This window comes from Vannielia litorea, assembly GCF_019801175.1.
In the GTDB taxonomy this organism is placed as follows: Bacteria; Pseudomonadota; Alphaproteobacteria; order Rhodobacterales; family Rhodobacteraceae; genus Vannielia; species Vannielia litorea_B.
Genome location: NZ_JAHVJR010000002.1, coordinates 434,928 through 461,141, shown reverse-complemented (window position 1 = coordinate 461,141; position 26,214 = coordinate 434,928). Strand labels below are relative to the sequence as shown.

At 65.1% G+C, this 26,214-nt stretch carries 23 protein-coding genes and 1 tRNA gene; 13 read left to right on the top strand and 11 right to left on the bottom strand.

Features of this window, described 5'->3' with window-relative positions; all coding sequences use genetic code 11:
• Positions 1-96 precede the first annotated feature (96 nt).
• From galU to KUV38_RS17655, 6 genes are read left to right on the top strand one after another with little or no spacing between them, the layout of a single operon-like run.
• Positions 97-987 carry a UTP--glucose-1-phosphate uridylyltransferase GalU gene (gene galU, locus KUV38_RS17680; protein ID WP_222471506.1) on the top strand — a complete coding sequence of 297 codons (891 nt, stop codon included), beginning with the start codon at positions 97-99 and terminating at the stop codon, positions 985-987.
• Between the two features lie 12 nt (positions 988-999).
• Entirely contained in the window at positions 1,000-1,986 is a 987-nt protein-coding gene (gene galE / locus KUV38_RS17675; protein WP_222471505.1) for a UDP-glucose 4-epimerase GalE, read from the top strand.
• Positions 1,976-3,214, top strand: coding sequence for a glycosyltransferase family 4 protein (locus KUV38_RS17670; RefSeq protein ID WP_222471504.1), 1,239 nt, complete (start codon positions 1,976-1,978; stop codon positions 3,212-3,214). The genes galE and KUV38_RS17670 overlap by 11 nt, the downstream gene beginning before the upstream one ends.
• Positions 3,215-3,229: 15 nt before the next feature.
• Positions 3,230-4,264 (top strand): glycosyltransferase family 2 protein, encoded by a 1,035-nt coding sequence (locus KUV38_RS17665; protein WP_222471503.1) that lies wholly within the window; start codon positions 3,230-3,232, stop codon positions 4,262-4,264.
• Positions 4,261-5,961: a beta-1,6-N-acetylglucosaminyltransferase gene (locus KUV38_RS17660; RefSeq protein ID WP_222471671.1), complete on the top strand. Its 1,701-nt coding sequence runs from the start codon at positions 4,261-4,263 to the stop codon at positions 5,959-5,961. Before KUV38_RS17665 ends, KUV38_RS17660 begins: the two co-directional genes overlap by 4 nt.
• A gap of 7 nt (positions 5,962-5,968) precedes the next feature.
• On the top strand, positions 5,969-7,405 hold the full coding sequence (locus KUV38_RS17655) for a sulfotransferase domain-containing protein (RefSeq protein WP_222471502.1): 1,437 nt from the start codon (positions 5,969-5,971) through the stop codon (positions 7,403-7,405).
• A 10-nt stretch (positions 7,406-7,415) separates the two neighbouring features.
• Here KUV38_RS17655 and KUV38_RS17650 read toward each other — a convergent pair whose 3' ends face one another.
• The 10 genes from KUV38_RS17650 to KUV38_RS17605 form a co-directional block, all read right to left on the bottom strand.
• Positions 7,416-7,880, bottom strand: a complete 465-nt coding sequence (locus KUV38_RS17650) for a PTS sugar transporter subunit IIA (RefSeq protein WP_222471501.1) — start codon at positions 7,878-7,880, stop codon at positions 7,416-7,418.
• 39 nt (positions 7,881-7,919) lie between these two features.
• On the bottom strand, positions 7,920-8,492 hold the full coding sequence (hpf, locus tag KUV38_RS17645) for a ribosome hibernation-promoting factor, HPF/YfiA family (RefSeq protein ID WP_222471500.1): 573 nt from the start codon (positions 8,490-8,492) through the stop codon (positions 7,920-7,922).
• A 108-nt stretch (positions 8,493-8,600) separates the two neighbouring features.
• Positions 8,601-9,911 carry an RNA polymerase sigma-54 factor gene (locus KUV38_RS21125; protein ID WP_222496289.1) on the bottom strand — a complete coding sequence of 437 codons (1,311 nt, stop codon included), beginning with the start codon at positions 9,909-9,911 and terminating at the stop codon, positions 8,601-8,603.
• 11 nt (positions 9,912-9,922) lie between these two features.
• Positions 9,923-10,699, bottom strand: a complete 777-nt coding sequence (lptB, locus tag KUV38_RS17635; RefSeq protein WP_261385421.1) for an LPS export ABC transporter ATP-binding protein — start codon at positions 10,697-10,699, stop codon at positions 9,923-9,925.
• Positions 10,696-11,220, bottom strand: coding sequence for an LptA/OstA family protein (locus tag KUV38_RS17630; protein WP_410000894.1), 525 nt, complete (start codon positions 11,218-11,220; stop codon positions 10,696-10,698). The genes lptB and KUV38_RS17630 overlap by 4 nt, the downstream gene beginning before the upstream one ends.
• A gap of 12 nt (positions 11,221-11,232) precedes the next feature.
• Positions 11,233-11,850 carry an LPS export ABC transporter periplasmic protein LptC gene (lptC, locus tag KUV38_RS17625; RefSeq protein ID WP_222471498.1) on the bottom strand — a complete coding sequence of 206 codons (618 nt, stop codon included), beginning with the start codon at positions 11,848-11,850 and terminating at the stop codon, positions 11,233-11,235.
• A 10-nt stretch (positions 11,851-11,860) separates the two neighbouring features.
• Positions 11,861-12,838, bottom strand: coding sequence for an SIS domain-containing protein (locus tag KUV38_RS17620; RefSeq protein WP_222471497.1), 978 nt, complete (start codon positions 12,836-12,838; stop codon positions 11,861-11,863).
• A gap of 9 nt (positions 12,839-12,847) precedes the next feature.
• A complete protein-coding gene (locus tag KUV38_RS17615; protein ID WP_222471496.1) occupies positions 12,848-13,462 on the bottom strand; it encodes a ribonuclease D in 615 nt (204 codons plus the stop codon).
• Between the two features lie 79 nt (positions 13,463-13,541).
• Complete coding sequence (locus tag KUV38_RS17610; protein ID WP_261385420.1) at positions 13,542-14,270, bottom strand: hypothetical protein; 729 nt, start codon at positions 14,268-14,270, stop codon at positions 13,542-13,544.
• A 134-nt stretch (positions 14,271-14,404) separates the two neighbouring features.
• Positions 14,405-14,491: transfer RNA gene (locus tag KUV38_RS17605), tRNA-Leu, on the bottom strand.
• 129 nt (positions 14,492-14,620) lie between these two features.
• Here KUV38_RS17605 and KUV38_RS17600 point away from each other — a divergent pair.
• Entirely contained in the window at positions 14,621-15,604 is a 984-nt protein-coding gene (locus KUV38_RS17600; protein WP_222471495.1) for a complex I NDUFA9 subunit family protein, read from the top strand.
• A 9-nt stretch (positions 15,605-15,613) separates the two neighbouring features.
• Here the strand turns inward: KUV38_RS17600 and KUV38_RS17595 are convergent, their stop codons facing one another.
• Positions 15,614-16,417, bottom strand: a complete 804-nt coding sequence (locus KUV38_RS17595; protein WP_222471494.1) for an undecaprenyl-diphosphate phosphatase — start codon at positions 16,415-16,417, stop codon at positions 15,614-15,616.
• Between the two features lie 210 nt (positions 16,418-16,627).
• On the opposite strand from KUV38_RS17595, the gene KUV38_RS17590 reads away from it, so the two are divergent.
• The 6 genes from KUV38_RS17590 to queG all read left to right on the top strand — a co-directional run bounded on the left by KUV38_RS17590 (position 16,628) and on the right by queG (position 26,196).
• On the top strand, positions 16,628-18,064 hold the full coding sequence (locus tag KUV38_RS17590; RefSeq protein ID WP_222471493.1) for an NAD(P)-dependent oxidoreductase: 1,437 nt from the start codon (positions 16,628-16,630) through the stop codon (positions 18,062-18,064).
• 168 nt (positions 18,065-18,232) lie between these two features.
• On the top strand, positions 18,233-18,943 hold the full coding sequence (locus KUV38_RS17585; RefSeq protein WP_222471492.1) for a hypothetical protein: 711 nt from the start codon (positions 18,233-18,235) through the stop codon (positions 18,941-18,943).
• Positions 18,944-18,954: 11 nt separating this feature from the next.
• Positions 18,955-23,496 (top strand): glutamate synthase large subunit, encoded by a 4,542-nt coding sequence (gene gltB / locus KUV38_RS17580; RefSeq protein WP_222471491.1) that lies wholly within the window; start codon positions 18,955-18,957, stop codon positions 23,494-23,496.
• A gap of 126 nt (positions 23,497-23,622) precedes the next feature.
• Positions 23,623-24,363 carry a monofunctional biosynthetic peptidoglycan transglycosylase gene (gene mtgA, locus KUV38_RS17575; protein WP_222471490.1) on the top strand — a complete coding sequence of 247 codons (741 nt, stop codon included), beginning with the start codon at positions 23,623-23,625 and terminating at the stop codon, positions 24,361-24,363.
• A gap of 72 nt (positions 24,364-24,435) precedes the next feature.
• Positions 24,436-25,104 (top strand): glutathione S-transferase family protein, encoded by a 669-nt coding sequence (locus KUV38_RS17570; protein ID WP_222471489.1) that lies wholly within the window; start codon positions 24,436-24,438, stop codon positions 25,102-25,104.
• 72 nt (positions 25,105-25,176) lie between these two features.
• Positions 25,177-26,196: a tRNA epoxyqueuosine(34) reductase QueG gene (gene queG / locus KUV38_RS17565; RefSeq protein WP_222471488.1), complete on the top strand. Its 1,020-nt coding sequence runs from the start codon at positions 25,177-25,179 to the stop codon at positions 26,194-26,196.
• Positions 26,197-26,214 lie beyond the last annotated feature (18 nt).

Sequence of the window (26,214 nt, the reverse complement as noted above, 5' to 3'; positions counted from 1 at the left end):
GCTGTTTCTTCCTCACGGGTTTGCGCCTATCGTCTCGGCCAACAGTGCCACGCCCCGGCGAAGCCCATGTGACTGAAGCAGATTGAAGAGACCAAAATGAAAAAAGTGACCAAGGCGATCTTCCCGGTGGCGGGGCTCGGAACACGATTTCTCCCGGCGACCAAATCCATCCCCAAGGAGATCATGACCCTGGTTGACCGACCGCTGATCCAATACGCCATCGACGAGGCGCGCGCGGCGGGGATCAAGGAGTTCATCTTCGTCACCTCGCGCGGAAAAGGCGCGCTGGAGGATTACTTCGACCACGCCCCCGTGCTGGAGCAGGAACTGCGCAAAAAGGGCAAGGACCAGCTCATGGAGGTGCTCAAGAACACCAACATGGAAAGCGGCGCCATCGCCTATATCCGCCAGCACAAAGCGCTCGGCCTCGGCCACGCCGTGTGGTGCGCCCGCCGCCTGATCGGCAATGAACCCTTCGCCGTGATCCTCCCAGATGACGTGATCGCAGCCGAAAAGCCCTGCCTCCAGCAGATGGTCGAGGCGCATAACGAGACCGGTGGCTGCATGGTCGCCGCGATGGAAGTGCCGCAATCCAAGGCCGGCGCTTACGGCCTTCTGGCGGTCGAAGAAGACAACGGCAGCCTTGTGAAGGTCTCCGGCATGGTCGAAAAGCCCAAGCCCGAGGATGCCCCCTCCAACCTCGCCGTGATCGGCCGCTACATCCTCACCCCCAAGGTGCTGAACAACCTCAACAAGAAGCACAAGGGCACCGGCGGCGAGATTCAACTCACCGACGCCATCGCCGAGGAGATCGGCGGCAAAGAGGGCGTCTACGGCTACCGTTTCAACGGCGAGCGCTTCGACTGCGGCTCCAAGGCAGGCTTCCTGCAAGCCACCGTCTCCTTCGGGCTTGGCCGCGACGAGCTGCGCGACGAGCTTTGGGGCTACCTGCAAGAGCTGGTGGCCAGCGAGAAAGCCGCCCAGTAAAGGCCCGCCCCGATGGCTGAGCATGTTCTGGTCACAGGGGGCGCAGGCTTTATCGGCGCCCATGCCTGCAAGGCGCTGAAGGCGGCGGGCTATGTGCCCGTGGCCTTCGACAACCTCTCCACCGGTTGGCGAGATGCGGTCAAGTTCGGCCCGCTCCATGAGGGCGACCTGCTGGACCGCGCCAGCATAGACACCGCCTTCGCCACCTATCGCCCCGTGGCGGTGATGCACTTCGCCGCGCTGTCGCTGGTGGGCGAGAGCATGCGCGATCCTGGCAAATACTGGCGCGAGAACGTGACCGGCGCGGCCAACCTCGCCGATGCCGCTGTAGCCGCCGGGTGCCTCAACTTCGTCTTCTCCTCCACCTGCGCCACCTATGGCGACCAGGATGGCGTGCTGCTGGATGAGGAGACCGAGCAGAAGCCGATCAATGCCTACGGCAGTTCCAAGCTCGCCATCGAGCAACTGCTCGGCGATTTCGAGGCCGCCCACGGGCTGCGCTCGGTTATCTTCCGCTACTTCAACGTCGCCGGGTCGGACCCGGAGGCAGAGGTGGGCGAGCAGCACCTGCCCGAGACCCACCTGATCCCCCTGATGCTCGATGCCATCGCCGGCAAACGCGATGCGCTCACCATCTACGGCACCGATTACAACACGCCCGACGGCACCTGCATCCGCGACTACGTGCATGTCTCCGATCTGGTCGATGCCCATGTGAAGGGGCTGGAGTGGCTCAAGTCGGGCCGCGAGAGCCGGGTCTTCTGCCTCGGCTCTGGCGATGGCTTCTCGGTCCGCGAGGTGGTCGATGCCAGCCGTACCGTGACCAACCGCGAGGTGCCGATGATCGAGGGCGCGCGCCGCCCCGGCGATGCCACCGCACTGGTCTCCGGCAGCCGCCGCGCGGTCGAAGAGCTGGGCTGGGCGCCGCAGCGCTCCGATATGGCCACCATGATCGCCGACGCATGGCGCTGGCATCAGTCCGCGCCCTATGAGCGCTGAGCCCTCCTCCTCCGACCGGCCCCGCTGCCTAGATCTGTCGCGGCTCGTCTCCCGTGTCGGACGCGGGCCGCTTACCGGGGTGGACCGGGTCGAACGCGCCTATCTCGACAGGCTGCTGGCCGAAGACGCGCCGCTCTTTGCCCTGATCCGTCAGCCGCTCTCCTTCGCCCTGCTCGACCGCGAGGGCGTGGCGCTGCTGGCCGAGCGGCTGGACGGGGGCGGGCAATGGGGCCGGGCCGATCTGCGCGGATTACTCAACCGGCGGCTCAACGCGCTCCAGCGCCGCGTGCATGCCGATATCCGCAGGCTCGCCCGCGCCTCCTGCCCCCGCCCGCGCCTGAGCGCCATGCTGGCGCGGCACCTGCCCAAAGGCACGCGCTACCTCAACGTGGGCCACTCCAACCTCACCGAGCGGGTGCTCACCGCCTTCCGCGCGCAGGGCGCCGAGATCACCGTGCTGATCCACGACATGATCCCGCTCGATTACCCGCAGTACCAGCGCGAGGGGCAGCCCGAAAAATTCGAGGCAGCCATGCGGCGGGTCAGCCGCCACGCCACCCGGCTGATCTGCAACTCCGAAGACACCCGCAGCCGCACCGCCCATTGGTTCGGCCAGTTCGGCCGAATGCCGGAGGCCACGGTGGCCCTGCTCGGGGTAGAGCGCCCTGCACCTCGGCCCGGCGACCTGCCCGAAGGCTTGCCAACCGGCACCCCCTATTTCGTGACCACGGGCACCATCGAGCCGCGCAAGAACCACGCGCTCCTGCTCGACGCATGGGAGAAACTCGCCGAGATGCCCGGCAAAACGCCCGCGCTCTTCATCATCGGCAGCCGCGGCTGGAACAACGAGGCCCTCTTCGCCCGGCTCGACGCCCTGCGCGAAAGCGGCGCACCGATCCATGAGCTGCCCGGCCTCTCCGATGGGGCCGTCGCCGCGCTCACCGCAGGTGCCTGTGCCGCCCTCTTCCCCTCCCACGCCGAAGGCTTCGGCCTGCCGCCCGCCGAAGCACTCGCCCTCGGCACCCCGGCGCTGGCCAATAACCTAACGGTTTACCGTGAATTTCTCGGGGAATTGCCAGTTTACCTGGATGGGAACGATAGCTATCTATGGGCCAAGACCATTTATGAAATGGCAACAACGAACGGTGCGGGGCCGTCGGACGAGGTGGAGTTGGCGACGCTCCCTACGTGGGAGTCGCATTTCAACACAGTTTTAAGCGTAACCTGATACCGCGGTTCCGCCATGCCCCCGGGGCGAAGGATTGAGTTGGGCGCTTTGAGATCATACCGCTTGCGGCTCCAGCGGAAACGCTGGCGCATCCGCGCTTTGCGCAAGCGGCGTGAGCTATCCTCAGTGGCCAACCGCAGCGCCGCCGTCCGCCCCGGCGATGTGCTCGCCTTTGTCACCCTGCGCAACGAGCGCATCCGCCTGCCCTATTTTCTGGATTATTACCGCAAGCTCGGCATCGCGCATTTCTTCATCGTCGATAACGGCTCCGATGACGGCTCACGCGAATACCTGGCCGATCAGGGCGATGTCTCGCTCTGGACCACCGAGCACAGCTACAAACGCGCCCGCTTCGGGGTCGACTGGCTCAACTGGCTGCAACGCAGATACGCCCACGGGCATTGGGCGCTCGTGGTCGATGTCGATGAGTTCTTCGTCTACCCGTTCTGCGATACCCGGCCCATCCGCGCCCTGACCGACTGGCTCGATGCCTCCTCGATCAAGTCCTTCTCGGCCATGCTGCTCGACATGTATCCAAAGGGGCCGCTCGATGCGTTACCCTACAGCGAGGGGCAGAACCCGCTCGAGATCGCCAGCTATTTCGACAGCGGCAACTACCAGATCACCCGCAACGCCATGTATGGCAACCTGTGGATTCAGGGCGGCCCCCGCGCCCGTGCCTTCTTTGGCGATGCCCCCGAGCGGGCGCCCGCGCTCAACAAGATTCCGCTGGTGAAATGGGATCGCAGCTACACCTATGTCAGCTCCACCCACATGCTGCTGCCCCGCGGCCTGAACCTGACCTACGATGAGTGGGGCGGCGAGAAGGCCTCGGGCATCCTGCTCCACGCCAAGTTTCTCGATACCTTCTCCGCCAAGTCCGAGGAGGAGCTGGAGCGCGGCCAGCACTATGCGGCGAGCCACGAGTACAAGGCCTACGCCCGCGTGCTGCGCGACAATCCTGATTTCTGGACCAAGTGGAGCGAGCGCTACATCAACTGGCGGCAGCTCGAAATTCTCGGGCTGATGTCCAAGGGGAACTGGGCCTGATGGTCGGCTTCGTGATGCTCGTGCATACCGCGCTCGACCGCGCCAGCCAGACTGCCCGGCACTGGGCCACCAGCGGCTGCCCCATCGTCATCCACTGCGACAAGAAGGTGCCGCGCAAGGCCTACGAAAAGCTCACCGCCTCGCTCGCCGATCTCGACAACGTCAGCTTCGCGCCGCGCTACCTCTGCGAGTGGGGCACATGGAACATCGTCGCCGCCACCCAGAAGGCGGCGGAGATCATGCTGGAGCAGCACCCCGAGGTCAGCCACGTCTATCTCGCCTCCGGCTCATGCCTGCCGCTTCGCCCGGTGCAGGAGCTGCGCGCCTACCTCAAGGCCCGCCCGCGCACCGACTTCATCGAAAGCGTCACCATCGAAGACGTGACATGGACCAAGGGCGGCTTCGACAGCGAGCGGTTTACCCTGCGCTTCCCATTCTCATGGAAGAAACAGCGCTTCCTGTTCGACCGGTACGTCGCCTTGCAACGGGCCGTGCGGTTCAAGCGCAGGGTGCCCAAGGGGCTGGTGCCGCACCTCGGCTCGCAATGGTGGTGCCTCTCGCGTCCGACCCTCGAGGCCATCCTCACCGATCCCGACCGCCCGCTCTACGACCGCTACTTCAAGCGCGTCTGGATCCCCGACGAGAGCTACTTTCAATCCATCGTCCGGGTCTATTCCAACGATGTGGAGAGCCGCTCGCTGACGCTTTCCAAGTTCGACTTTCAGGGCAAGCCGCACATCTTCTACGACGATCACCTGCAGCTCCTGCGCCGCTCCGACTGCTTCGTCGCCCGCAAGATCTGGCCGCAAGCCAACCGGCTCTATGCCTCCTTCCTGTCGAACGACCCGAAGGTCACCAAGAACGCCGAGCCGAACCCCTCCAAGATCGACCGGCTGTTTGCCAAGGCCGTCGACCGCCGCACGCTCGGCCGCCCCGGCCTCTACATGCAGAGCCGCTTCCCCAACCGCGACTGGGAAAACGGCAAGACCTCGGAGTCCTACTCGGTGTTCGAGGGGTTTTCCGAGCTGTTCTCCAACTTCGATACATGGCTTGGCAAAACTGCCGGTGGCCGGGTCCATGGCCATCTCTTCGCCCCCGACAGGGTCAATTACGCGGGCGGCGAGCCAACCTACAACGGCAACCTGCCCGACAGCGCCCTGCTGCGCGACCACAACCCCGAGGCCTTTCTGACCAGCCTGATCTGGAACACCCGCGGCGAGCGGCAGATGTTCCAGTTCGGCCCGGGCGACAGCCAGAAGATCGAGTGGTTCATCGCCACCGATCCCAAGGCGCAGATCTCGGTCATCACCGGGGCTTGGGCGATTGGCCTGTTCAAGCTGGGCATCAATTCATCGGTCGTCCGCAAGGAGGCCGCGAGGCTGCAATCCATCGAGGCCGAGCATATGCGCACCCTGCGCTCGCCCTACGCCAAGGCGCGGGTCCGGATCTGGACGCTGGCGGAATTCATCGAAGACCCGATGAACAACCTCCAGACCATCATGGACGATATCATGCCCGGCGCCCGCCGCCGCCTCACCGCAGCGCCGCTGATGCATGATCTCAACGGCTTCGGCCGCTTCCTGCAAACCCTGAAGAACCAGGGGATGAACCCCTATCTTGCCGGCGATTTCCCGGTCGATCCCGCGCTGGTGCCCACCTCCGCCGACGCCCAGCGCCCCTATCTGGTAAAGAAGTGACCCTAAAATGAGTGCCCGTTTCGACTACTTCGTGATCTTCGGCGAGATGCGCACGGGCTCCAATTACCTTGAAGAGAACATCAACCGGTTCGACGGGCTGCACTGCTACGGCGAGGCCTTCAATCCGCATTTCGTCGGGCACCATAACACCAAGGAACTGTTCGACATGACCCTCGCCGCGCGCGAGGCCGACCCGCTCCGCCTGATCGACCGGATGAAGAAGAACACCAAGGGCCTGCCCGGCTTCCGCTTCTTCCACGATCACGACCCCCGCGTGCTGGAGGCCTGCCTGCCGGACCCGCGCTGCGCCAAGGTCATCCTCACCCGCAACCCGCTGGAGAGCTACGTCAGCCGCAAGATCGCCGCCGAGACCGGCCAGTGGCGGCTGACCGATGCCAAACACCGGCGCGACGCAAAAATCCGCTTCGATGGCGCCGAGTTCGAAGCGCTGGTGGCCGAGTTGCAGGCGTTTCATCTCCTGCTCCAGCACGAGATGCAGATCACCGGGCAAACCGGCTTCTACATCGCGTATGAGGATATCAACGACCTTGGCGTGCTGAACGGCCTCGCGCGGTATCTTGGCTGCGAGGCCCCGCTCGAAGAGCTTTCGACCAAGCTGAAAAAGCAAAATCCCGGCGGGCTGGATGAAAAGGTCGCCAACTTCGACGAGATGCAGGCCGCGCTCGCGAAGATCGACACCTTCGGCCTCACCCGCACCCCCAACTTCGAGCCACGGCGCGGCGGGGTGGTGCCCACCTATCTCGCCTGCGCCAAAAGCCCGATCCTGCATATGCCGGTGAAGGGCGCGGCCCTCGGCCCGGTGGAGGCGTGGATGGCCGCGCTCGACGGAGCGGAGACCGAGGCGCTGCAACGCGGCTTCAACCAAAAGACCCTTCGCCAATGGCGACGGCAAAACAAGGGTGGCCGCAGTTTCTCGGTCGTCGCCCACCCGCTGGAACGGGCGCATCGCGTGTTCTGCCATCACATCCTGCGGGCCGAGGGCGAGGAAGCCTTCGTCAAAATCCGCCGCACCCTGCGCGAAGGCTACAAGGTGCCCCTCCCCGAGGGCGAGCCGGGCGAAGACTATGACACCGCCGCCCACCACGCCGCCTTTCTCGCCTACCTGAAGTTCCTCAAGGCCAACCTCGCCGGGCAGACCGGCGTGCGGATCGATGCGGCATGGGCCAGCCAGGCGGCGGTGATCCAAGGATTCGCCGAACTGGGCCAGCCCGACATGGTGATCCGCGAAGATCAGCTGGCGCTCGGGCTCTCCCAGCTTCTGGCGCAGTGCGAGATTGAAAGCTCAGTAGCCCCGGAGCCGCCCGAAGAGGCCGGCGCCATGCTGCTGGACGCGATTCTCGATGACGATATCGAGCAGGCGGCAATCGATGCCTACCAGCGCGATTATCTGGCCTTCGGCTTCAAGCGGCTGCGCAACAGCTAGTCGACGCGGCTCAGGCCGCCTGTTCGCCGGGCGCTTCTGTCAGAATGGTGTGCAGGGTCGAGGGCGCATCATTGGCGCGCAGCTTGCCGCAAACTCCCGCGTCCCGCAGCGTGCGCGAGACCAGCGCCAGAGCCTTGAGGTGATCCACGCCCGAATCCTGCGGCGCGAAGAGGGCAAACACCAGATCCACCGGCTGCCGGTCCACCGAGTCGAAATCCACCGGCTTCTCGATCCGGAAGAACACGCCCACGACCGAATCCAGCCCCTCAAGCCGCGCATGCGGCAGGGCAACGCCCCGGCCCACACCGGTGGGGCCGAGGCTTTCACGTTCCATGAGCGCATCGACAGAGCGCTGGGATTCCATCCCATAGGCGGCGTGAGCCTGCTCGGCGAGCTGCTGAAACAGCCGCTTCTTGCTGCTCACGCCCTGCAAGACCTTCACGGCCTCAGGCTTGAGGATTTCTCGCAGTTCCATGCTCTGCCCGGCCTTCCCGCCCCTCCAGCGGGGCGCCACTCATTCCTGTTGGGTGTCGATCCAGCCGATGTTCCCGTCGTCCCGACGGTACACCACGTTGACACCACTATGCCCTTCATTGCGGAAAACCAGAACCGGCGCGCCTTGGAGCTCCATCTGCATCACAGCCTCACCGACAGACAGCGAAGGCACGCGGGCCTCCATCTCTGCGATGATCATCGGCTGGAGGCTATCCGGCTCCTCGGTGTCGGTGTCTTCCGATGCGGCGAGGATATACGAGGAGGCACCGATGAATTCAACCGGCTGCGTGCGCTCCTTGTGGTGGTCCTTCAGGCGGCGTTTGTAGCGCCTGAGTTGCTTTTCCATCTTGTCGCAACACAGCTCGAAAGCGGAGTAGATCTCGGCCGCATGGGCCTTGGCAGAGGCGGTGAGGCCGGTCGAAAGGTGAATGGTCGACTCGCACACGAACTCGTGGGCGCTCTTCGAGAAGACAACGTTCGCGTCGGTCGGACGCTCCGCGTATTTGTCCACGACTGCACCGAGGCCGGACTGCACGTGAGTTTGCAGAGCTTCACCGATGTCGATCTGTTTTCCGCTGATCTGGTAGCGCATGGCACCTCCTGGGGTCTTCTTCTGGGTCTTCATCCCATCGGCGGAAGCACGGCACAGCGCCATGCGTGCCGGTGGGCAATCACTATGTAATGCGGCGTTGTGTGGATTTCACCGAGTTCGGCGCTGCTCCGCTGATTTGGTCAGCAGGCGGCGTCGATTTGCGGAGGACGGTATGTTCAGGCATTTTCTGTATTTGGCGACAGTTCGCCGCGAGATGTCAACTCCATCCTCTCTCAACCTTTCACAGATCGCCTCGTCCGAGAGCACCGAATCGCGCTCCTCCGAAGCCACGAGTCGGGCGATGGCGAGCTGCGCCGCATGGCTCGAAACCGGCTTGCCCGGCCCGGCGGTGAGGGCTGCCGGAAAGAGGCTATCCAGCTCGATGATCTCGCCCCTCCAGAGCATCGTCTTGCCTGCAATGGCACGGCCTACGGTGGACTTGTGCAGCGAGAGTCGCTCGGCAATCGCCGAGCGGGTGAGCGGTGCCAGCGCCTTGCTGCGCCCGGTGAAATAGCCCGCCTGTGCATCCACCACCGCCCGGCCCACGGCCAACAGCGTCTTGCCCCGGTATTTGACCGCGGCGATCAGGTCTCGGGCGTCCCTGAAGTGGTTGGTGGCCATGTCCCCCCGCGCCGCCGCCAGCTCGCTGTCGATCTTCAGCCGGGGCGCGTGGTCGTTGACCAGCTCCACCTCCAGCGCGGCGTCCTTGCCCTCCGACACCACCAGCTCAGGCACGCGGATGATCGGGTCTGCCGTGTCGAACGCCCGGCCCGGTGACGGGTCCAGCGAGCGCACCAAATCGGTGATCTCCTCGGCCTCCTCAGCGGTCAGGCCAAGTGCCGGCCCGATCAGGTTGGTCTGGCCCTTGGTGAAATAGGGCAGCCCGGTCAGGATCAGCTGGATCCGCTCGCCCGAGAGCCCGGCATCCAGCATTTGCAGCCTCACACTGTCGATCAGGCTGAACGCGCCGATCCCCGCAGGCTCGCAAGCCTGCAACGCCCGCACCGCCTGCATCGCCCGGATCTCGGGGATGCCGTGATCCCGCGCCACGGCCTGCGCGTCGGGCTGGGTGAGAAAGCCGTTTTCATCGAGGTCATAAGCAAGGTTCATCGCCGCCTCGGCCACATCGGCGGGCAGGTCCATCAGGGCGATCTGGCTGCACAGATGCTCGCCAAGGCTCGGCGTGGCCGCCACCGTCTGCAAGGCCACGTCATAGGCGCTGAGGCTGGCACCCGAGACACCCGAGGCGGCATCCATCGGCGTGTAGATCAGAAACGGGTTTTCCGATGCCGCCTCGGCGATCATCTCCTCCAGCACCACCCCGCCCAGCGCCAGCACTGCAACCGATTGCTGCAGCGCCGGAGACATGGCGAGCCGTTGGGTCTGACGAAGTTCAAGCCGGGTTTGCGGGCCGCTCACCTCAGCCCGCCCTACATGATGCGGAAGCTGTCGCCGAGGTAGACACGGCGCACGTTCTCATCCTTCACCACCTCGTCGGCGGTGCCGCTCATCAGGATCTTGCCGTCATGCAGAATGTAGGCGCGATCGACCGTCTCCAGCGTCTCCCGCACGTTGTGATCGGTGATCAGCACGCCGATGCCCCGGGTCTTGAGGTCGGCCACGAGGTGCCGGATCTCCCCCACCGAGATCGGGTCGACCCCGGCAAACGGCTCGTCGAGCAGCAGGTATTTCGGGTCGGCGGCGAGGCAACGGGCAATCTCCACCCGGCGGCGCTCACCGCCCGAAAGGGCGAGGGCAGGTGCGCGGCGCAGGTGCTCGATGGCGAATTCCGAGAGCAGCTCCTCCAGCCGCTCGCGCCGCTTGTGGCGGTCACTCTCGGCGATTTCCAAAATTGCCATGATGTTGTCTTCCACGTTCAACCCGCGAAAGATCGACATTTCCTGCGGCAGGTAGCCGATGCCCAGCTTGGCGCGGCGATACATCGGCAGGCTCGTCACCTCGCGCCCGTCGATGGTGATATGGCCGCTTTCCGGCACGATCAGCCCGGCGATGGTGTAAAAACAGGTCGTCTTGCCCGAGCCGTTGGGGCCGAGCAGGCCCACAACCTCGCCCCGGCCCAGCTCCATGCTGACATCGCGGATCACGAGGCGTTTGCGGTAGCTCTTGCGCATGTTCACCACGCGCAAACCGCCCTCGCCTCCGGCCACCCGCAAGCCGGGCTTGGTATCAGCCTTGCTGTCGCTCAATTTTCCGCGTCCGACCGGAAGACGGTGCGCACGCGGCCTTCCATCACGCCGGTCCCCTTGTCGAGGTCGACCACCAGCTTCTGGCCAGAAAGCGCGTTCTGGCCCTGGGTCAGCAGCACGTCGCCGGTCATCACGATCTCGCTGGAGCCAATGGTGTACACCGCCTCACGTGCCTCGGCCGCCTCGGCCCCGCTCACCAGCGTGACGCCGCCGGTGGCGTGCAAACGGCTGACCTTGCCGGTCGCGCTTTCGCCGCCCTCGTATTCCACCTCGACCATCGCAGCCGCCAGACGCATCTCACCCTGTCCCACCTCCACATTGCCCCGGAACACGGCCTTGCCGGTCTCCTGGTTGATCTGGAGCTGATCGGCGGCGATCTCGACGGGCAGCGAGCTGTCATGCTTCAGCGCCCCGAAGGCCACGTTGGCGCCCTGCGCCAGCACCGGGCCGGAAAGCCCGGCAAAAGCCGCGAGGCACCCGGCCAGAAAGAGGCGTTTGAAAGTCGCGCGTTTGAAAGTCACGGAGAATAATTCCTATTCGCTTGGCGGGGTGTATACCAGTTTCACCCCTCCGTTGAAAACCAGAAGGTAGCCGCTGGCCTCGTCGCCCTCTTCGGCGCGGGCAAGCCGCATGCTGCCCGCGTCCAGCACGCCGGCGGGGCCTTCGGCCTGCACCGGGCCGGGCGATTCGATCTCGGTGCGCTCCAGCGCGGTGGTGATCTCTTCCGAGGTCACGCGATAGCCCGTGGGGGTGGTGATGATGACGCCGCCGTTCAGCACCGCCTGCCCGGCCTCGGTGTCGATCTGCCCAGAGAGGGAGAAAAGTTCATAGGTCGCGCCGCCCTCGGTTTCGAGCTTCGCGCTCAGGTCGGTCGCCGAGACCAGGTGCTCATTGTCGGGATCGGGCCGGGCGGTGGAGGCGGCGATGGAAATCGCCGACCCGTCGCGGGTGACGCCCGAGTAGTTTGGGGCCGAGATGCGCTGCTCGCGCGCCAGCTCGTTCACATCGACATCGGCGTAGGGGATCGAGCGGGTTGGGTCGACCGTGCGGGCGACCAGAAACAGCGTGGAGAGCATCGCCAGCGCCGCCAGCGGCAGCACGATCTTGGCCATCGAGACGAAGCGGGAATAGCTGTTGTCGTAAACCGACATGACCGCGCCCTCAGGCCACCCCCGCGCGCAAGCAATCGTGGATGTGGAGCAGCCCCTCGGCCCGGCCCTCCGGCGAGAGCACGAAAAGGCAGGTGATCTTCCGACCGTTCATCAACGCAAGCGCCTCGGCGGCAAGCGCGTCGGGACCGATGGTCAGGGGGTTCTCTGTCATGACTTCATCCACGGTATGATCCAGAAGCCCCGACATGTGCCGGCGCAAGTCACCGTCGGTGACGATACCGTGAAGCCTACCATCCTGCGCCGCCACGCCCACCACGCCAAAGCCGCTCTGGCTCATGGTAAGCAGGGCCTCGCTCATAGGCGTTCCGGGAGCGGCAAGAGGCAGCGCATCGGCTCCGTGCATGAGGTCGCGCACCTTTGCCAGCCGCGCGCCCAACTTGCCGCCGGGGTGAAAGTCGCGGAACTTTTCGGGCGTGAACCGGCGGTGCTTCATCAGCGCCACGGCCAGCGCATCGCCCAGCGCCAGCGTCATCGTAGTGGAGGTCGTCGGCACGATCCCCTCCTCGCAGGCCTCTTCGGCGCGGGGCAGGACAATCGCGCAATCGGCCCGCTTCAGCAGCGTGCTCTCCGGGTTCGAGGCCACCCCGATGAGCGGAATGCCGAAGCGCCGGGTGTGGGCGATCATGTCGGCCAGCTCGGGGGTTTCGCCGGAGTTGGAGAGCAGCAGCGCCACATCGCCCGGGCTCATCATGCCAAGGTCGCCGTGGCTGGCCTCGGCGGGGTGAACAAAATGCGCAGGCGTGCCGGTAGAGGCAAAGGTGGCCGCAAGCTTGCGGGCGATATGTCCCGATTTGCCCATGCCGCTCACAATCACCCGCCCCGGCGCGGCGAGGATCATCTCGCAGGCCTCGGCAAAGCCCGGCCCAAGGCCATCGGCAAGGCGGCTCAGCCCCTCGGTTTCGAGAGCGATCACCCGCTTGCCCGCTTCGATGAGCGTGGCGCGGTCGATGGGCGGATGGGTTGTCATCGCGGCAGCCTAATGGGCGAATATGTCGATTTCGGGCCAGCCGGCGAGGTCCAGCTTGGCACGTGTTGGCAGAAAGCCAAAGCAGCTTTGCGCCAGCTCCATCCGCCCCTCGCGCTCCAGCCGCTCGTTCAGCACGTCGCGCAGCTGGTGCAGGTGCAGCACATCGGAGGCGGCATAGCTCTGCTGCGCCTCGGTCAGTTCCGGCGCACCCCAATCGGAGCTTTGCTGCTGCTTCGAGATATCCACCCCGATCAGCTCTTGGCACAGGTATTTCAGCCCGTGCCGATCGGTGAAGGTGCGCACCAGCTTGGAGGCGATCTTGGTGCAATAGACCGGCGCGGCCAGCGCGCCGAAGGCATTGTACATCGCGGCGATGTCGAACCGCCCGAAGTGGAAAAGCTTCAGCACCTCGGGGTTTTCCAGCATGGCGCAGAGGTTCGGGGCCTCGGTCTGGCCTTTCTCAATCTGCACCAGATGCGCCTCGCCGTCGCCGCCCGACATTTGCACAAGGCACAGCCGGTCCCGGTGCGGGTTGAGGCCCATGGTCTCGCAATCGATGGCCACCACCGGGCCAAGGTCCAGCCCGTCGGGGAGGTCGTTCTTGTAGAGATGGGTCTTTGCCACGATGCGCTGCCTCTTTTGCCGTTTGAGCCGAAATAGGCCCTTCGCCGTGTGAAATCAAATGCCGCCGCAGCAGCGGGCGCTACTCGGGGAAGAACTTGGCCATTTCCGCCTCGAAATGGCTCCAGCTCATCGTCGCCTTGTTGCCCGCGTGGCCGTGGTAGTGGGACTTGCCGGAAGATGTCGGCAGCCCGGCCCAGATGGTAGCGAGGCGGTTCATGAAAGTCTTGCGTGGCATGGTGCCCGCGAGCAGCTCGGCCAGCCCCGCCTCACGCAAGAGTTGGTCGGCCAGCGTATCCTGCACCTCGGGACTGAACCGGGTCTCCGGCGGCGCGCCGATATGATCCACGAGGCGGCGCAGGGTGACGGGGATGAACTGGTAGCGTCCGATGGCATGGTTCTGGCCCGGAGTGTCCTCGATCCACTGGTAGATCTCGCCGATGGTCATCTCTGTCGGGCGGCTTGGTGGCTTGACGCGCGCACTCAGTACCACCGCATCATACCCCGCCGCCCCGGCCTCCGCCTCGGCGATCAGCCCCCGAATCCACTCGGAGTAAACCGCCTCGGTCGTCCAGCCCCGTCGCGGGCTGGCCCGGACGGCTCCGGTCCCCCTGTCCGGCAGCGGGGCAAAGAACCCGCCCTCTTGCACCCCGGCAAACAGGCTCGGCCCGGCGCCTGCATCCGCCCCGGCCCGCGCACCCAAGGGCCGTGCGCCGCCAAAGATCGGGTCGGCGGCCTCTGCTGCGCCAAGCCAGCACAGGCAGAGCATAAGGGCCAGCCAGCCCCGGCGGATATGCATGCGATCAAGCATCGAGCCTCGTTCTGAGCGCGCACCGTCGCCCGCCAGAAACCAGAAAAGCGTTGAGGTTCGGTTACCCGCGCAAAATCGCCCACGCCAAAAACGAAGGCCCCCGAAACGCAAAGCGCTCGGGGGCCTTTCGACGTTGGTGCCCAGGAGAGGACTCGAACCTCCACGTCCATACAGACACCAGCACCTGAAGCTGGCGCGTCTACCAATTCCGCCACCTGGGCAGGTGTCGTGAGAGGGGCAGATATATGCGCCGAACGGGGGTGTCAACCACAGTTCTGCGGCCATTCGCGCCTTGCCCGGTGGGGCGCAGGAAGCTATCAGCAATTCAGCCAGCAAGGGAGACATCTGTTATGTCGAAGCTCGTTACCATCTATGGCGGTTCCGGCTTTCTGGGGCGCTACATCGCCCGCAGGCTGGCCAAGCAGGGATGGCGGGTGCGCGCTGCGGTGCGCCGCCCCAACGAGGCCCTCTTCCTCAAGCCCTACGGCGTTGTCGGCCAGGTCGAGCCGATCTTCTGCAATATCCGCGACGATGCCTCCGTGGCCGCCGCGATGCAGGGCGCGGACGTGGTGATCAACTGCGTCGGCGTGGGCGGAACCTACGGCAAGAACAACATGGACGCTGTGCATGTCGATGGCGCGGGTCGCATTGCGCGGATCGCGGCGGAGCAGGGCGTTGCCCGCATGGTCCACGTCTCCGCCATCGGAGCCGATGCCGAGGGGCCGAGCGCTTATTACCAGACCAAGGGCAAGGGTGAGGAGGCCGTTAGGGCGGGCTTTGCCGAGGCGGTGATTCTGCGCCCTTCGCTGATGTTCGGCCCCGAGGACGGCTTCATCAATCTCTACGCCTCGATGGCCCGTTTCGGGCCGTTCCTGCCGGTGATCGGCGCGGAGACCCAGGTGCAGCCCGTCTTCGTCGATGACGTGGCCGCCGCCGCCGAAAAGGCTACGCTGGGTGAGGTAGAGGCCGGCACCTATGAGCTGGGCGGGCCGGAGGTGCTGACCATCCGCGCGCTGGTCGAAAAGGTGCTTCAGATCATCCGCCGCAAGAAGATCATCGTCCCCCAGCCCGCCTTCGTCGCCCGCCTGATGGCAGGCTCGCTCGACATGGCGCAAACCGTGACCGGCGGGCTCTTCACCAACTCCCTGATCAACCGCGATCAGGTGAAGAGCCTCGGGGTCGACAACGTGGTGGCCGCGGGCGCCAGCGGGCTGGAGAGCCTCGGCATCACCCCCACCCCGATGGAGGCCGAACTGCCCGACTACATGTGGAAATACCGGCCCTCCGGCCAGTATGACGCGATCAAGGAATCGGCGGGCAAGCTGAAGGCCTGAGGCCGCGGGTCAGGCGTAGGCCCACCACAGCAGGAACAGGCCGAGGATCACCCGGTAGATCACGTAGGGCGTGAAGCTGACCGACTTCAGCAGGCGCATCATCAGCGTGAGCGCGAGCAGTGCGGAGATGAAGGCGAAGAAGGCGGCGATGGCTGCATCCTTCGCTGCCTGCGCATCGGCGGTGGCAACTACCTCCGCGCCGAGCAACACACCGGAGGCCGCGATCGTGGGGATCGACATCAACATCGCCAGCTTGGCGCCGTCTTCCCGCTTGTAGCCAAGGCTGCGGGCGGCGGTGATGGTGATGCCCGAGCGCGAGGTGCCGGGGATCAGCGCGACCGCCTGCCAGAGCCCCATGATGAGCGCGTCCTTCAGGTTCCAGTCCGTGCTCTCCTTCACCTCGGCCCCCTTCTGGTCGGCCCAATAGAGAACGAGCCCGAAGATCAGCATCGTCCATCCGATCACCGCGACCGAGCGCAGCTGATCGTCCAGCCCGGTCAGCTTGAGGACAAGGCCGAAGAGGATCACGGGAATCGTTGCGAGGATCAGCAGCCATGCCAGCCGCGCGCCGGGCGTGTCGACCTTGCCCTGCGCGAGCCGGAGCGTGCCACCGGCGGCAGCGGCAACATCCTGCCGGAAATAGAGAATGACGGCAAAAAGGGTGCCGACATGAACTGCCACATCAATAACCTGCCCTTGGTCGTGCATTCCGGTGAGGCCGGGCAAAAGGATGAGGTGCCCCGAGGAGGAGATCGGCAGAAACTCTGTAATGCCTTGAATTATCGCGATAATCAGGAGTTGCCAGAGTTCCATGCTGCCCTGCCCGGCTGGTTTTTTTGCAGCCTACAGAACAGGCAGACAGAGGGAAGCGCGAAAATAGGTAAACTGTGCTGACACAAAATCTGGGGAGTTGACGCAGTCCGGGCCAGACAGTAGCCCAAAATCGCAAAATTAGGTCAGCACATCTGACTTTTATTCCCTGCGCTATCCGTGTAGGCAGACGACGAAACGTAAGGAGACGTCATGGCCAAGCAGCCCATGCTGAAATTCGTCGAGCTAGAACGCCAGATGCCCGAGAAGCGGGAGGCCAATGTACGCTCGAATGATTTCAAAGAGATTTACGCGGAGTTTGCGGCAGAGCGCGCCGAGGCGCAGTCGAGCCGGTGCAGCCAGTGTGGCGTGCCCTACTGCCAGAGCCACTGCCCGCTGCACAACAACATCCCCGACTGGCTCCGCCTCACCGCGACCGGGCGGCTGAAGGAAGCCTACGAAATCAGCCAAGCGACCAACACCTTCCCCGAGATCTGCGGCCGCATCTGCCCGCAGGATCGTCTCTGCGAGGGCAACTGCGTGATCGAGCAGTCCGGCCACGGCACGGTGACCATCGGCTCGGTGGAGAAGTACATCACTGATACCGCGTGGGAAAACGGCTGGGTCGAGCCGCCGAAGCCGCTCGAGGAGCGCCCCGAGAGCGTGGGCATCATCGGCGCAGGCCCCGGTGGCCTTGCCGCCGCCGACATGCTGCGCCGCGCTGGCGTTCAGGTCACGGTCTATGACCGTTACGACCGTGCGGGCGGCCTGCTGACCTACGGCATCCCCGGCTTCAAGCTGGAGAAAGACGTTGTGATGCGCCGCAACAAGCAGCTCGAAGACGGCGGCGTGACCTTCAAGCTCAACTGCAACGTGGGCGAGGATATCTCTTTCGAGGACATCCAGAAGGCCCACGGCGCGATCATCATCGCCACCGGTGTCTACAAGACCCGCGAGCTTCAGGCTCCCGGGGTTGGCGCCAAGGGCATCGTGAAAGCCATTGATTTCCTTACCGCTTCCAACAAGAAGAGCTTTGGCGACGCGGTTGCCGAGTTCGAGGATGGCACGCTTAACGCTGAGGGCAAGAACGTGGTCGTCATCGGCGGTGGCGACACCGCGATGGACTGCGTGCGCACCTCCATCCGTCAGGGCGCGACCAGCGTGAAATGCCTCTACCGCCGCGACCGGGCCAACATGCCTGGCTCCCAGCGCGAAGTGGCCAATGCCGAGGAAGAGGGCGTCGAGTTCGTCTGGCTCTCCGCGCCCAAGGGCTTCACCGGCGATGCGACCGTCGAAGGCGTGATGGTGCAGAAGATGCGCCTTGGCGCGCCCGATGCCTCCGGCCGCCAAAGCCCTGAGATCATTGAAGGCTCCGACTACGTCGAGAAGGCCGATCTGGTCATCCAGGCGCTCGGCTTCGAGCCCGAGGATCTGCCCACGCTCTGGGATCAGCCCGAGCTTCAGGTGACCCGCTGGGGCACCGTGAAGGCCGATTTCCTGACCCATGAGACCCCGATGGAAAACGTCTATGCGGTGGGGGATATCCAGCGCGGCGCTTCGCTCGTGGTCTGGGCCATCCGCGATGGCCGCGAGGCCGCCGAGGCGATCCTTGAGAAGTTCGGTGCCGCCCGTGCGGTGGCTGCAGAATAAGGGCTGAAACGGCGAAAGGTCGCATGCAGAACTGATGCACAACCCATGCACATCCCATGCATACGCAGGGTGTTAAAGGTCAGCATCAGTGACGCAACGCCTTTGCGGCCCGGCCCGACCGGAAAGGTCAGCATCGCTGACGCTGAGACGCGAAAGAGTTAAGAGACGGTGAAAACGATCACGCCCCTCCTGCCCGCTGCCCTCGCCCTGCTCACCGCAGGCGGGGCCGCCGCGCAATCCACCAGCCCGCCCGCGGGTTGCTCGGGCTTTCTGACCGTCCACACCCGGGCCTGCACGGTCTCGCACTACTGGCGCTGCGATGATGCGCCGGAGGGCACCACCTGGGAGGTCAGCCATGACCTCGACGGGCCGACCAGCATGCATGTGTACGACCGCGAGTTTCAGTGGGTCGATGCCTTCTACTTCAACAGCGGCACCACCGAGCGGCTGTTCGAGCCGGGCCCGGACCCGATCAGCATGAGCGAACTGCTGGAGCAGGGGGTGGATACGTACGATTTCACCACCATCGAGCAGACCGGCGAAGAGGCGGTGAAGCTCAACACCAAGGGCCGCGACGAGACCACCGGCAACACCGAGGTGATCGACGGCGTGACCCTGCTCACAGTCACCGTCAACTCGGAGACCCGCGACGAGAACGGCGATCTCGTATTCGCGGCCACCGGCAAGCAATACGTCTTTGCCGACGAGCGGCTCTTCATGCTCGGGCAGGAGAGTTACTTCGACGGTGAGGAGCAGTGGCAGGAAGATAACACGCCGCGGGAGTTCATCTTCCCCGGCGAAAAGGGGTTCAGCGATTTCAGGCCCCGCTACGGATGTAACGCGCTACAGGCGAGCTTCGTGCCGCCAGTCAGCCAGTGAAGGAGACACCCATGACCAAATACGATGAGGCCTGGGCTGCCGAACATGAGCAGCACCGCAAGTGGCTCAGCGAAAACGGCATGTACCACGAGACCGAGGAGAAAAGCTCCTGTGGCGTGGGTCTGGTTGTGTCGATCGACGGCTCACCCAGCCGCAAGGTGGTGGAGAACGGGATCGAGGCGCTGAAGGCGATCTGGCACCGGGGCGCGGTGGATGCCGATGGCAAAACCGGCGACGGCGCGGGCATCCACGTGGAGATCCCGGTCAACTTCTTCTACGACCAGATCGAGCGCACCGGCCACGTGCCGGACAAGAACAAGCTCATCGCCGTGGGGCAGATCTTTCTGCCGCGCACCGATTTCGGCGCGCAGGAGCGGGCGCGGACCATCGTGGAGGCCGAGGTGCTCCGCATGGGCTATTACATCTACGGCTGGCGCCACGTGCCGGTGGATATCTCCTGCCTCGGCGAGAAGGCCAACGCCACCCGCCCCGAGATCGAGCAGATCCTGATCTCCAACATCAAGGGCGTGGATGAAGAGACCTTCGAGCGCGAGCTCTACGTCATCCGCCGGCGGATCGAAAAGGCCGCCGCTGCCGCGCATCTGCCCGCTTTCTACGTGTGCTCGCTCTCCTGCCGGAGCATCATCTACAAGGGCATGATGCTGGCCGAGCAGGTGGCCGAGTTCTACCCCGACCTGATGGACGAGCGCTTCGAGAGCACCTTTGCGATCTACCACCAACGCTACTCCACCAACACCTTCCCGCAGTGGTGGCTGGCCCAGCCGTTCCGCATGCTGGCCCACAATGGTGAGATCAACACCATCAAGGGCAACATGAACTGGATGAAGAGCCATGAGATCCGCATGGCCTCGTCGACCTTTGGCGAGTTGGCCGAAGACATCAAGCCGATCATCCCGCAGGGCGCCTCCGACTCCGCCGCGCTGGACTCGGTCTTCGAGGTGCTGGTGCGCGCCGGGCGCTCCGCGCCGATGGCCAAGACCATGCTGGTGCCCGAAAGCTGGAGCAAGCAGGCGGTCGAGCTGCCCGAGGCGTGGCGCGACATGTACAGCTACTGCAACTCGGTGATGGAGCCGTGGGACGGCCCCGCTGCCCTCGCCATGACCGATGGCCGCTGGGTCTGCGCCGGTCTCGACCGGAACGGGCTGCGCCCCATGCGCTATGTCGTCACCGGCGACGGGCTGCTGATCGCCGGTTCCGAGGCCGGGATGGTCACCATCGACGAGTCGGTGGTGCGTGAGAAAGGCGCGCTTGGCCCGGGGCAGATGATTGCCGTGGACACCAAGAAGGGCCTGCTGTTCCACGACGTGGAGATCAAGGACAAGCTCTCCCGCGCCCTGCCCTTCGGTGAGTGGGTCGGCAAGATCAACGATCTCGACGAGGCGATGGTGGGCATCGAGGAGAAGCCCCTGTTCTCCGGCGACCAGCTGCGCAAGCGGCAGATCGCGGCGGGCTACTCGATTGAAGACCTTGAGCAAATCCTTGCGCCGATGGCCGAGGACGGCAAGGAGATGGTCGCCAGCATGGGCGATGACACGCCCTCTGCCGTGCTCTCCAAGAAGTATCGGCCCCTGAGCCACTTCTTCCGCCAGAACTTCAGCCAGGTCACCAACCCGCCGATCGACAGCTTGCGCGAATACCGGGTGATGAGCCTGAAAACGCGCTTCGGCAACCTGAAGAACGTGCTGGATGAAGACAGCAGCCAGACCGAGATCATCGTGCTGGAGAGCCCCTTCGTCGGCAACACGCAGTTCGAAGAGTTGGTGAAGCACTTCAACGCCGAGATGTGCGAGATCGATTGTACCTTCCCACGTGACGGCGGCGCCCACGCCCTGCAAGAGGGGCTGGAGCGCATCCGCGCCGAGGCGCAGGATGCCGTGCGTTCGGGCTCGGGCCACATCGTGCTGACCGATCAGCATTCGAGCGAAGACAAGATCGCCATGCCGATGATCCTCGCCACCAGCGCCGTCCACAGCGGGCTGACGAGCAAGGGCCTGCGGACCTTCTGCTCGCTCGGCGTGCGCTCGGCAGAGTGCCTTGATCCGCATTACTTCGCGGTGCTCATCGGCTGCGGCGCGACCATCGTGAACGCCTATCTGGCCGAAGACAGCCTCGCCGACCGGATCGAGCGCGGCCTGCTCGACATGACCCTGACCGAAGCGGTCAAGAGCTACCGCGAGGCCATCGACCAGGGCCTGCTGAAGATCATGTCGAAGATGGGCATCTCGGTGGTCTCCTCCTATCGCGGCGGGCTGAACTTCGAGGCCGTGGGCCTCTCCCGCGCGATGGTGGCCGAATTCTTCCCCGGCATGACCAGCCGCATCAGCGGCATCGGCGTGCCCGGTATCCAGAAGAAGGCCGAAGAAATCCACGCCCACGGCTGGCTCAAGGGCGCGACCCCGGTGCTGCCGGTCGGTGGCTTCTACAAGGCGCGGCGCTCGGGCGAGACCCATGCTTGGGAGGCCTCGTCGATGCACCTGCTGCAAAGCGCCTGCGACCGCGGCTCCTTCGAGCTCTGGAAGCAGTACAGCGCCAAGATGCAGGCCAACCCGCCGATCCACCTGCGCGACCTGCTGGCGATCAAGCCGCTGGGCAACCCGATCCCCGTGGAAGAGGTCGAGAGCGTCACCGCGATCCGCAAGCGGTTCGTGACGCCGGGCATGTCGCTGGGCGCGCTGTCGCCCGAGGCGCACAAAACCCTCAATGTCGCGATGAACCGGATCGGCGCCAAGTCGGACTCCGGCGAGGGCGGCGAGGATCCGGCGCACTTCGTGCCCGAGCCGAACGGCGACAACCCCTCTGCCAAGATCAAGCAGGTGGCCTCCGGGCGCTTTGGCGTGACCGCCGAGTACCTGAACCACTGCGAAGAGCTTGAGATCAAGGTCGCACAGGGCGCCAAGCCCGGCGAGGGCGGCCAGCTGCCCGGCATGAAGGTCACCGACCTGATCGCCCGGCTGCGGCACTCCACCAAGGGCGTCACCCTCATCAGCCCGCCGCCGCACCACGATATCTACTCGATCGAAGACCTCGCGCAGCTGATCTACGACCTCAAGCAGATCAACCCGACGGTGAAGGTGACGGTGAAGCTCGTCGCCTCCTCCGGCGTCGGCACGATTGCGGCGGGCGTGGCGAAGGCCAAGGCCGACAACATCCTGATTTCCGGCCACAACGGCGGCACCGGGGCCTCTCCGGCGACCTCGATCAAATACGCCGGCCTGCCGTGGGAGATGGGCCTGACCGAGGCGCATCAGGTGCTCTCGCTCAACAACCTCCGCTCCCGCATCACTCTGCGGACGGACGGCGGGCTGCGCACGGGCCGCGATATCGTGATGGCCGCGATGATGGGCGCTGAGGAATATGGCATCGGCACCGCCGCGCTGATCGCGATGGGCTGCATCATGGTCCGGCAATGCCAGAGCAACACCTGCCCGGTTGGCGTGTGTACCCAGCGCGATGACCTGCGGGCCAAGTTCACCGGCAACGCCGACAAGGTGGTGCATCTCATCACCTTCTACGCGCAAGAAGTGCGGGAGATCCTCGCCTCCATCGGGGCTCGCAGCCTCGCCGAGGTGATCGGCAGGGCCGACCTGCTCGGTCAGGTCAGCCGTGGCTCTGCCCACCTCGACGACCTCGACCTGAACCCGCTGCTGATCTGCGTCGATGGCGCCGACAAGGTGGATTACACGGTCGAGCGGTCGCGCAATGCGGTGCCCGACACGCTGGACGCCCAGATCGTGCAGGATGCCAAGCGGTTCCTGCGGGACGGCGAGAAGATGCAGCTGCAATACGCGGTGCAAAACACGCATCGGACGGTCGGCACCCGCACGTCCAGCCACATCGTGCAGAACTTCGGCATGCGCAACGCCTTCCTCCCCGATCACCTGACGGTCAAGCTCTCGGGCTCCGCCGGGCAATCGCTCGGGGCCTTCGCGGCGCCGGGGCTGAAGCTGGAAGTCGCGGGCGATGCCAACGACTACGTCGGCAAGGGGCTGAGCGGCGGCACCATCGTGGTGCGGCCAACCATGTCGAGCCCGCTGGAGGCAAGCTCCAACACCATCATCGGCAACACCGTGCTCTACGGCGCGACCGACGGCTACCTCTATGCCGCGGGCCGGGCGGGCGAGCGCTTTGCGGTGCGGAACTCCGGCGCCAAGACGGTGATCGAGGGCTGCGGCTCCAACGGGTGTGAATACATGACCGGCGGCCTCGCGGTGATCCTCGGCACCATCGGCGCCAACTTCGGCGCGGGCATGACCGGCGGCATGGCCTATCTCTACGATCCGGACGGCAAGGCGGCTGACATGATGAACATGGAGACGCTGGTGACCAACCCGGTCACCGTCGAGCACTGGATCGAGCAGCTGCACGAGATGGTCTCCAACCATCTCAAGGAGACCAAGAGCCGCAAGGCCGAGGCGATCCTGCAACATTGGGAGAGCGAGCTGCCGAACTTCATCCAGGTCTGCCCGAAGGAGATGCTCGACAAGCTGAGCCACCCGCTGACGCTCGAAAAAGGCGCTGTTCCGGCGGAATAGAGCCTTTAACGCGGGGTGGGTCGCCCCCATCCCGCGCGCGGGGCGGCCTCCGGGCTGCCCCCGCCCGCGCGCGGCAGGGTGCCTGACGGGTTTTCGAACCCGCAGCGGCGGCGTATAGCAATCAGGATGGCGAAAGCGAGCAAGACAGCGAAGGCCCCGGCCAAACGGACCCGCCCCAAGCCGCCGGCGGTGCGCCGGGCCTGGCGGTGGTTTCTGCGCCGTCTGGCGCTGGTGCTGGCGGTGCCGGTGCTGCTGGTATTTCTCGCTATCCTGCTCTTCGCCTTCGTCGACCCGCCCACGACCCACACCATCTGGTCCGAAAAGCGCCGCCTCGGCGATGTGGACAGGCAATGGATTGGGATCGAAGAGGTCGCCCCCGCCGCCGTGCGCGCCGTGGTCGCCGCCGAGGATGCCAACTACTGCCTGCACTGGGGCTTCGACGTGGACGCGATCCGCGATGCGCTGGAAGACGGCGGCACACGCGGCGCCTCGACCATCAGCCAGCAGACGGTGAAGAACGTGTTCCTCTGGCAGGGCCGCAGCTGGCTGCGCAAGGCGCTGGAGGCGCTGATCACTCCGGCGGCCGAGGCGGTCTGGAGCAAGCGGCGGATTCTGGAGATCTACATCAACGTGGCCGAGTTCGATGAGGGGGTCTTCGGGATCGACGCAGCCTCGCACCACTACTTTGGCGTACCGCCCGGCAAGCTCTCGCCGATGCAGGGCGCCCTGCTCGCCAGCGTGCTGCCCAACCCCAAGGGCCGCTCGGCCTCGCGCCCCTCGACCAGCCAGCGCAAACGCGCGGCGCGGATCGCCGATGGCGCCGCCACCATCGCCGCCGACGGGCGGGCCGCCTGTTTCGAGGATTGAAGGTTCTTTGATTGAAGGCGGGGCCTTGGCCGCGTTATCACGGGGCAATTCACCAAGTTCCCGGGGGAGCCCATGAGCAGCCGCCTTTACCACGTTCCACTCTCACCCTTCTGCCGCAAGGTGCGCCTTGTGATGGCGGAAAAGCGGCTGGAGGTGGAGCTGGTCGAAGAGCGCTACTGGGAGGCGGAGCCTGATTTTCTGCGCCGAAACCCGGCGGGCAAGGTGCCCGTGCTTCGGCTCGACGGGCAGATGATGGCCGAGAGCCAGCCGATCTGCGAATACCTCGAAGAGCGCCACCCCGAGCCGCCGCTAATGCCCAAGGATGCCGAGGGCCGCTACGAGGTGCGCCGCATCTGCGCGTGGTTCGACGACAAGTTTCACCACGAGGTCACCGCCAACCTGCTCTACGAGCGCGTGAACAAGAAGGTCACCGGGCAGGGCTATCCCGAAAGCCGCAACGTGAAGGCCGGGGCCAAGGCGATCAAGTATCACCTCGATTACATGAGCTGGCTGCTCGACCAGCGCCGCTGGCTCGCGGGCGACTCCCTGAGCCTCGCCGACTTTGCCGCCGCCGCGCACCTGAGCGCGCTCGATTACATCTCCGACGTGGACTGGAACCGCAGCGAGAACGTCAAGGACTGGTACGCCAAGATCAAATCCCGCCCCGCCTTCCGCGGGCTTCTGGCCGACCAGGTGCCGGGCTTCCCGCCGCCGCCGCATTATGCCGATCTGGATTTTTAGGAACAGGCGTTGGAGTGGGGGCCAGCCCCCACGCCCCCGGGAATATTTTCAGCAAGAAAATGGGGCGGGCTGGTGAAAGAGGCGATCGTCTCGCGTGCGCTGGAAGAGGGATTCTCGCTCTGCCGCGTGGCGCGGGCAGCGCCGTTTGACCGGGTGCCGGAGTGGCTGAGGGCCTTCCTGCGGGAGGGCCGCCATGGTGAGATGGCTTGGATGGAAAAGCGCCTTGAGTGGCGGGAAGACCCCACGGCGCTCTGGCCCGAGGCGCGGAGCATTCTGGTGCTGGGCGAGAGCTACGGGCCGGAGTTCGACCCGCTGGCAGCGTTGGGAGAGAGCGAACGCGGGCTGATCTCGGCCTATGCGCGGGGGCGCGACTACCACGATATCGTCAAGAAGCGGCTGAAACGGCTGGGGCGCTGGCTGATCGAGGAGTTCGGCGGCGAGATCAAGGTCTTCGTCGATACCGCCCCGGTTGCCGAGAAACCGCTGGCGCAGGCAGCGGGTCTCGGTTGGCAGGGCAAGCACACCAATCTGGTGAGCAGGGAAATGGGTTCGTGGTTCTTTATCGGCTCGGTCTTCACCACGCTCGAAATCGAGCCTGATCCTGCGGAAACCGACCATTGCGGCGGCTGCAGGCGGTGCCTCGACATCTGCCCCACAAGCGCCTTTCCCGCGCCCTACCAGCTCGATGCGCGGCGCTGCATCTCTTACCTGACCATCGAGCACGCCGGACCAGTGGACGAGGCCTTGCGCGGCAAGCTGGGCAACCGGATCTACGGCTGCGACGATTGCCTCGCCGTCTGCCCGTGGAACAAGTTCGCGGTGGAGGCTGCCGATATGCGGTATCACGGAGGATCAGAGACGGATTTGCCCGCGCTGGAGGAACTGGCCGCGCTGGATGATGCGGCCTTTCGGGCGCGGTTCTCCCGCTCCCCGATTAAGCGGATCGGGCGGGGGCGGTTTGTGCGCAATGTGCTCTATGCCATCGGCAACTCGGGCGCGGCGCGGCTGAAGCCGGTGGCGCAGGGGCTGTGTGAGGATGAAGACCCGGTGGTGGCCGATGCAGCGCGCTGGGCGGTGGCAGAGCTGTCCTAGGGCCACGCTTGTCTCGCC

Excerpts from the sequence above, each read along its gene's own strand:
- mtgA (WP_222471490.1), top strand. The coding sequence starts at position 23,623 with ATGGCGAAAGCGAGCAAGACAGCGAAGGCCCCGGCCAAACGGACCCGC.
- KUV38_RS17595 (WP_222471494.1), bottom strand. The coding sequence starts at position 16,417 with ATGGAACTCTGGCAACTCCTGATTATCGCGATAATTCAAGGCATTACA.
- hpf (WP_222471500.1), bottom strand. The coding sequence starts at position 8,492 with ATGCGCTACCAGATCAGCGGAAAACAGATCGACATCGGTGAAGCTCTG.
- lptC (WP_222471498.1), bottom strand. The coding sequence starts at position 11,850 with ATGTCGGTTTACGACAACAGCTATTCCCGCTTCGTCTCGATGGCCAAG.
- KUV38_RS17600 (WP_222471495.1), top strand. The coding sequence starts at position 14,621 with ATGTCGAAGCTCGTTACCATCTATGGCGGTTCCGGCTTTCTGGGGCGC.
- KUV38_RS17570 (WP_222471489.1), top strand. The coding sequence starts at position 24,436 with ATGAGCAGCCGCCTTTACCACGTTCCACTCTCACCCTTCTGCCGCAAG.
- galU (WP_222471506.1), top strand. The coding sequence starts at position 97 with ATGAAAAAAGTGACCAAGGCGATCTTCCCGGTGGCGGGGCTCGGAACA.
- KUV38_RS17650 (WP_222471501.1), bottom strand. The coding sequence starts at position 7,880 with ATGGAACTGCGAGAAATCCTCAAGCCTGAGGCCGTGAAGGTCTTGCAG.
- KUV38_RS17665 (WP_222471503.1), top strand. The coding sequence starts at position 3,230 with ATGCCCCCGGGGCGAAGGATTGAGTTGGGCGCTTTGAGATCATACCGC.
- KUV38_RS17610 (WP_261385420.1), bottom strand. The coding sequence starts at position 14,270 with ATGCTTGATCGCATGCATATCCGCCGGGGCTGGCTGGCCCTTATGCTC.
- KUV38_RS17590 (WP_222471493.1), top strand. The coding sequence starts at position 16,628 with ATGGCCAAGCAGCCCATGCTGAAATTCGTCGAGCTAGAACGCCAGATG.
- galE (WP_222471505.1), top strand. The coding sequence starts at position 1,000 with ATGGCTGAGCATGTTCTGGTCACAGGGGGCGCAGGCTTTATCGGCGCC.
- KUV38_RS17620 (WP_222471497.1), bottom strand. The coding sequence starts at position 12,838 with ATGACAACCCATCCGCCCATCGACCGCGCCACGCTCATCGAAGCGGGC.
- KUV38_RS17670 (WP_222471504.1), top strand. The coding sequence starts at position 1,976 with ATGAGCGCTGAGCCCTCCTCCTCCGACCGGCCCCGCTGCCTAGATCTG.
- KUV38_RS17655 (WP_222471502.1), top strand. The coding sequence starts at position 5,969 with ATGAGTGCCCGTTTCGACTACTTCGTGATCTTCGGCGAGATGCGCACG.
- gltB (WP_222471491.1), top strand. The coding sequence starts at position 18,955 with ATGACCAAATACGATGAGGCCTGGGCTGCCGAACATGAGCAGCACCGC.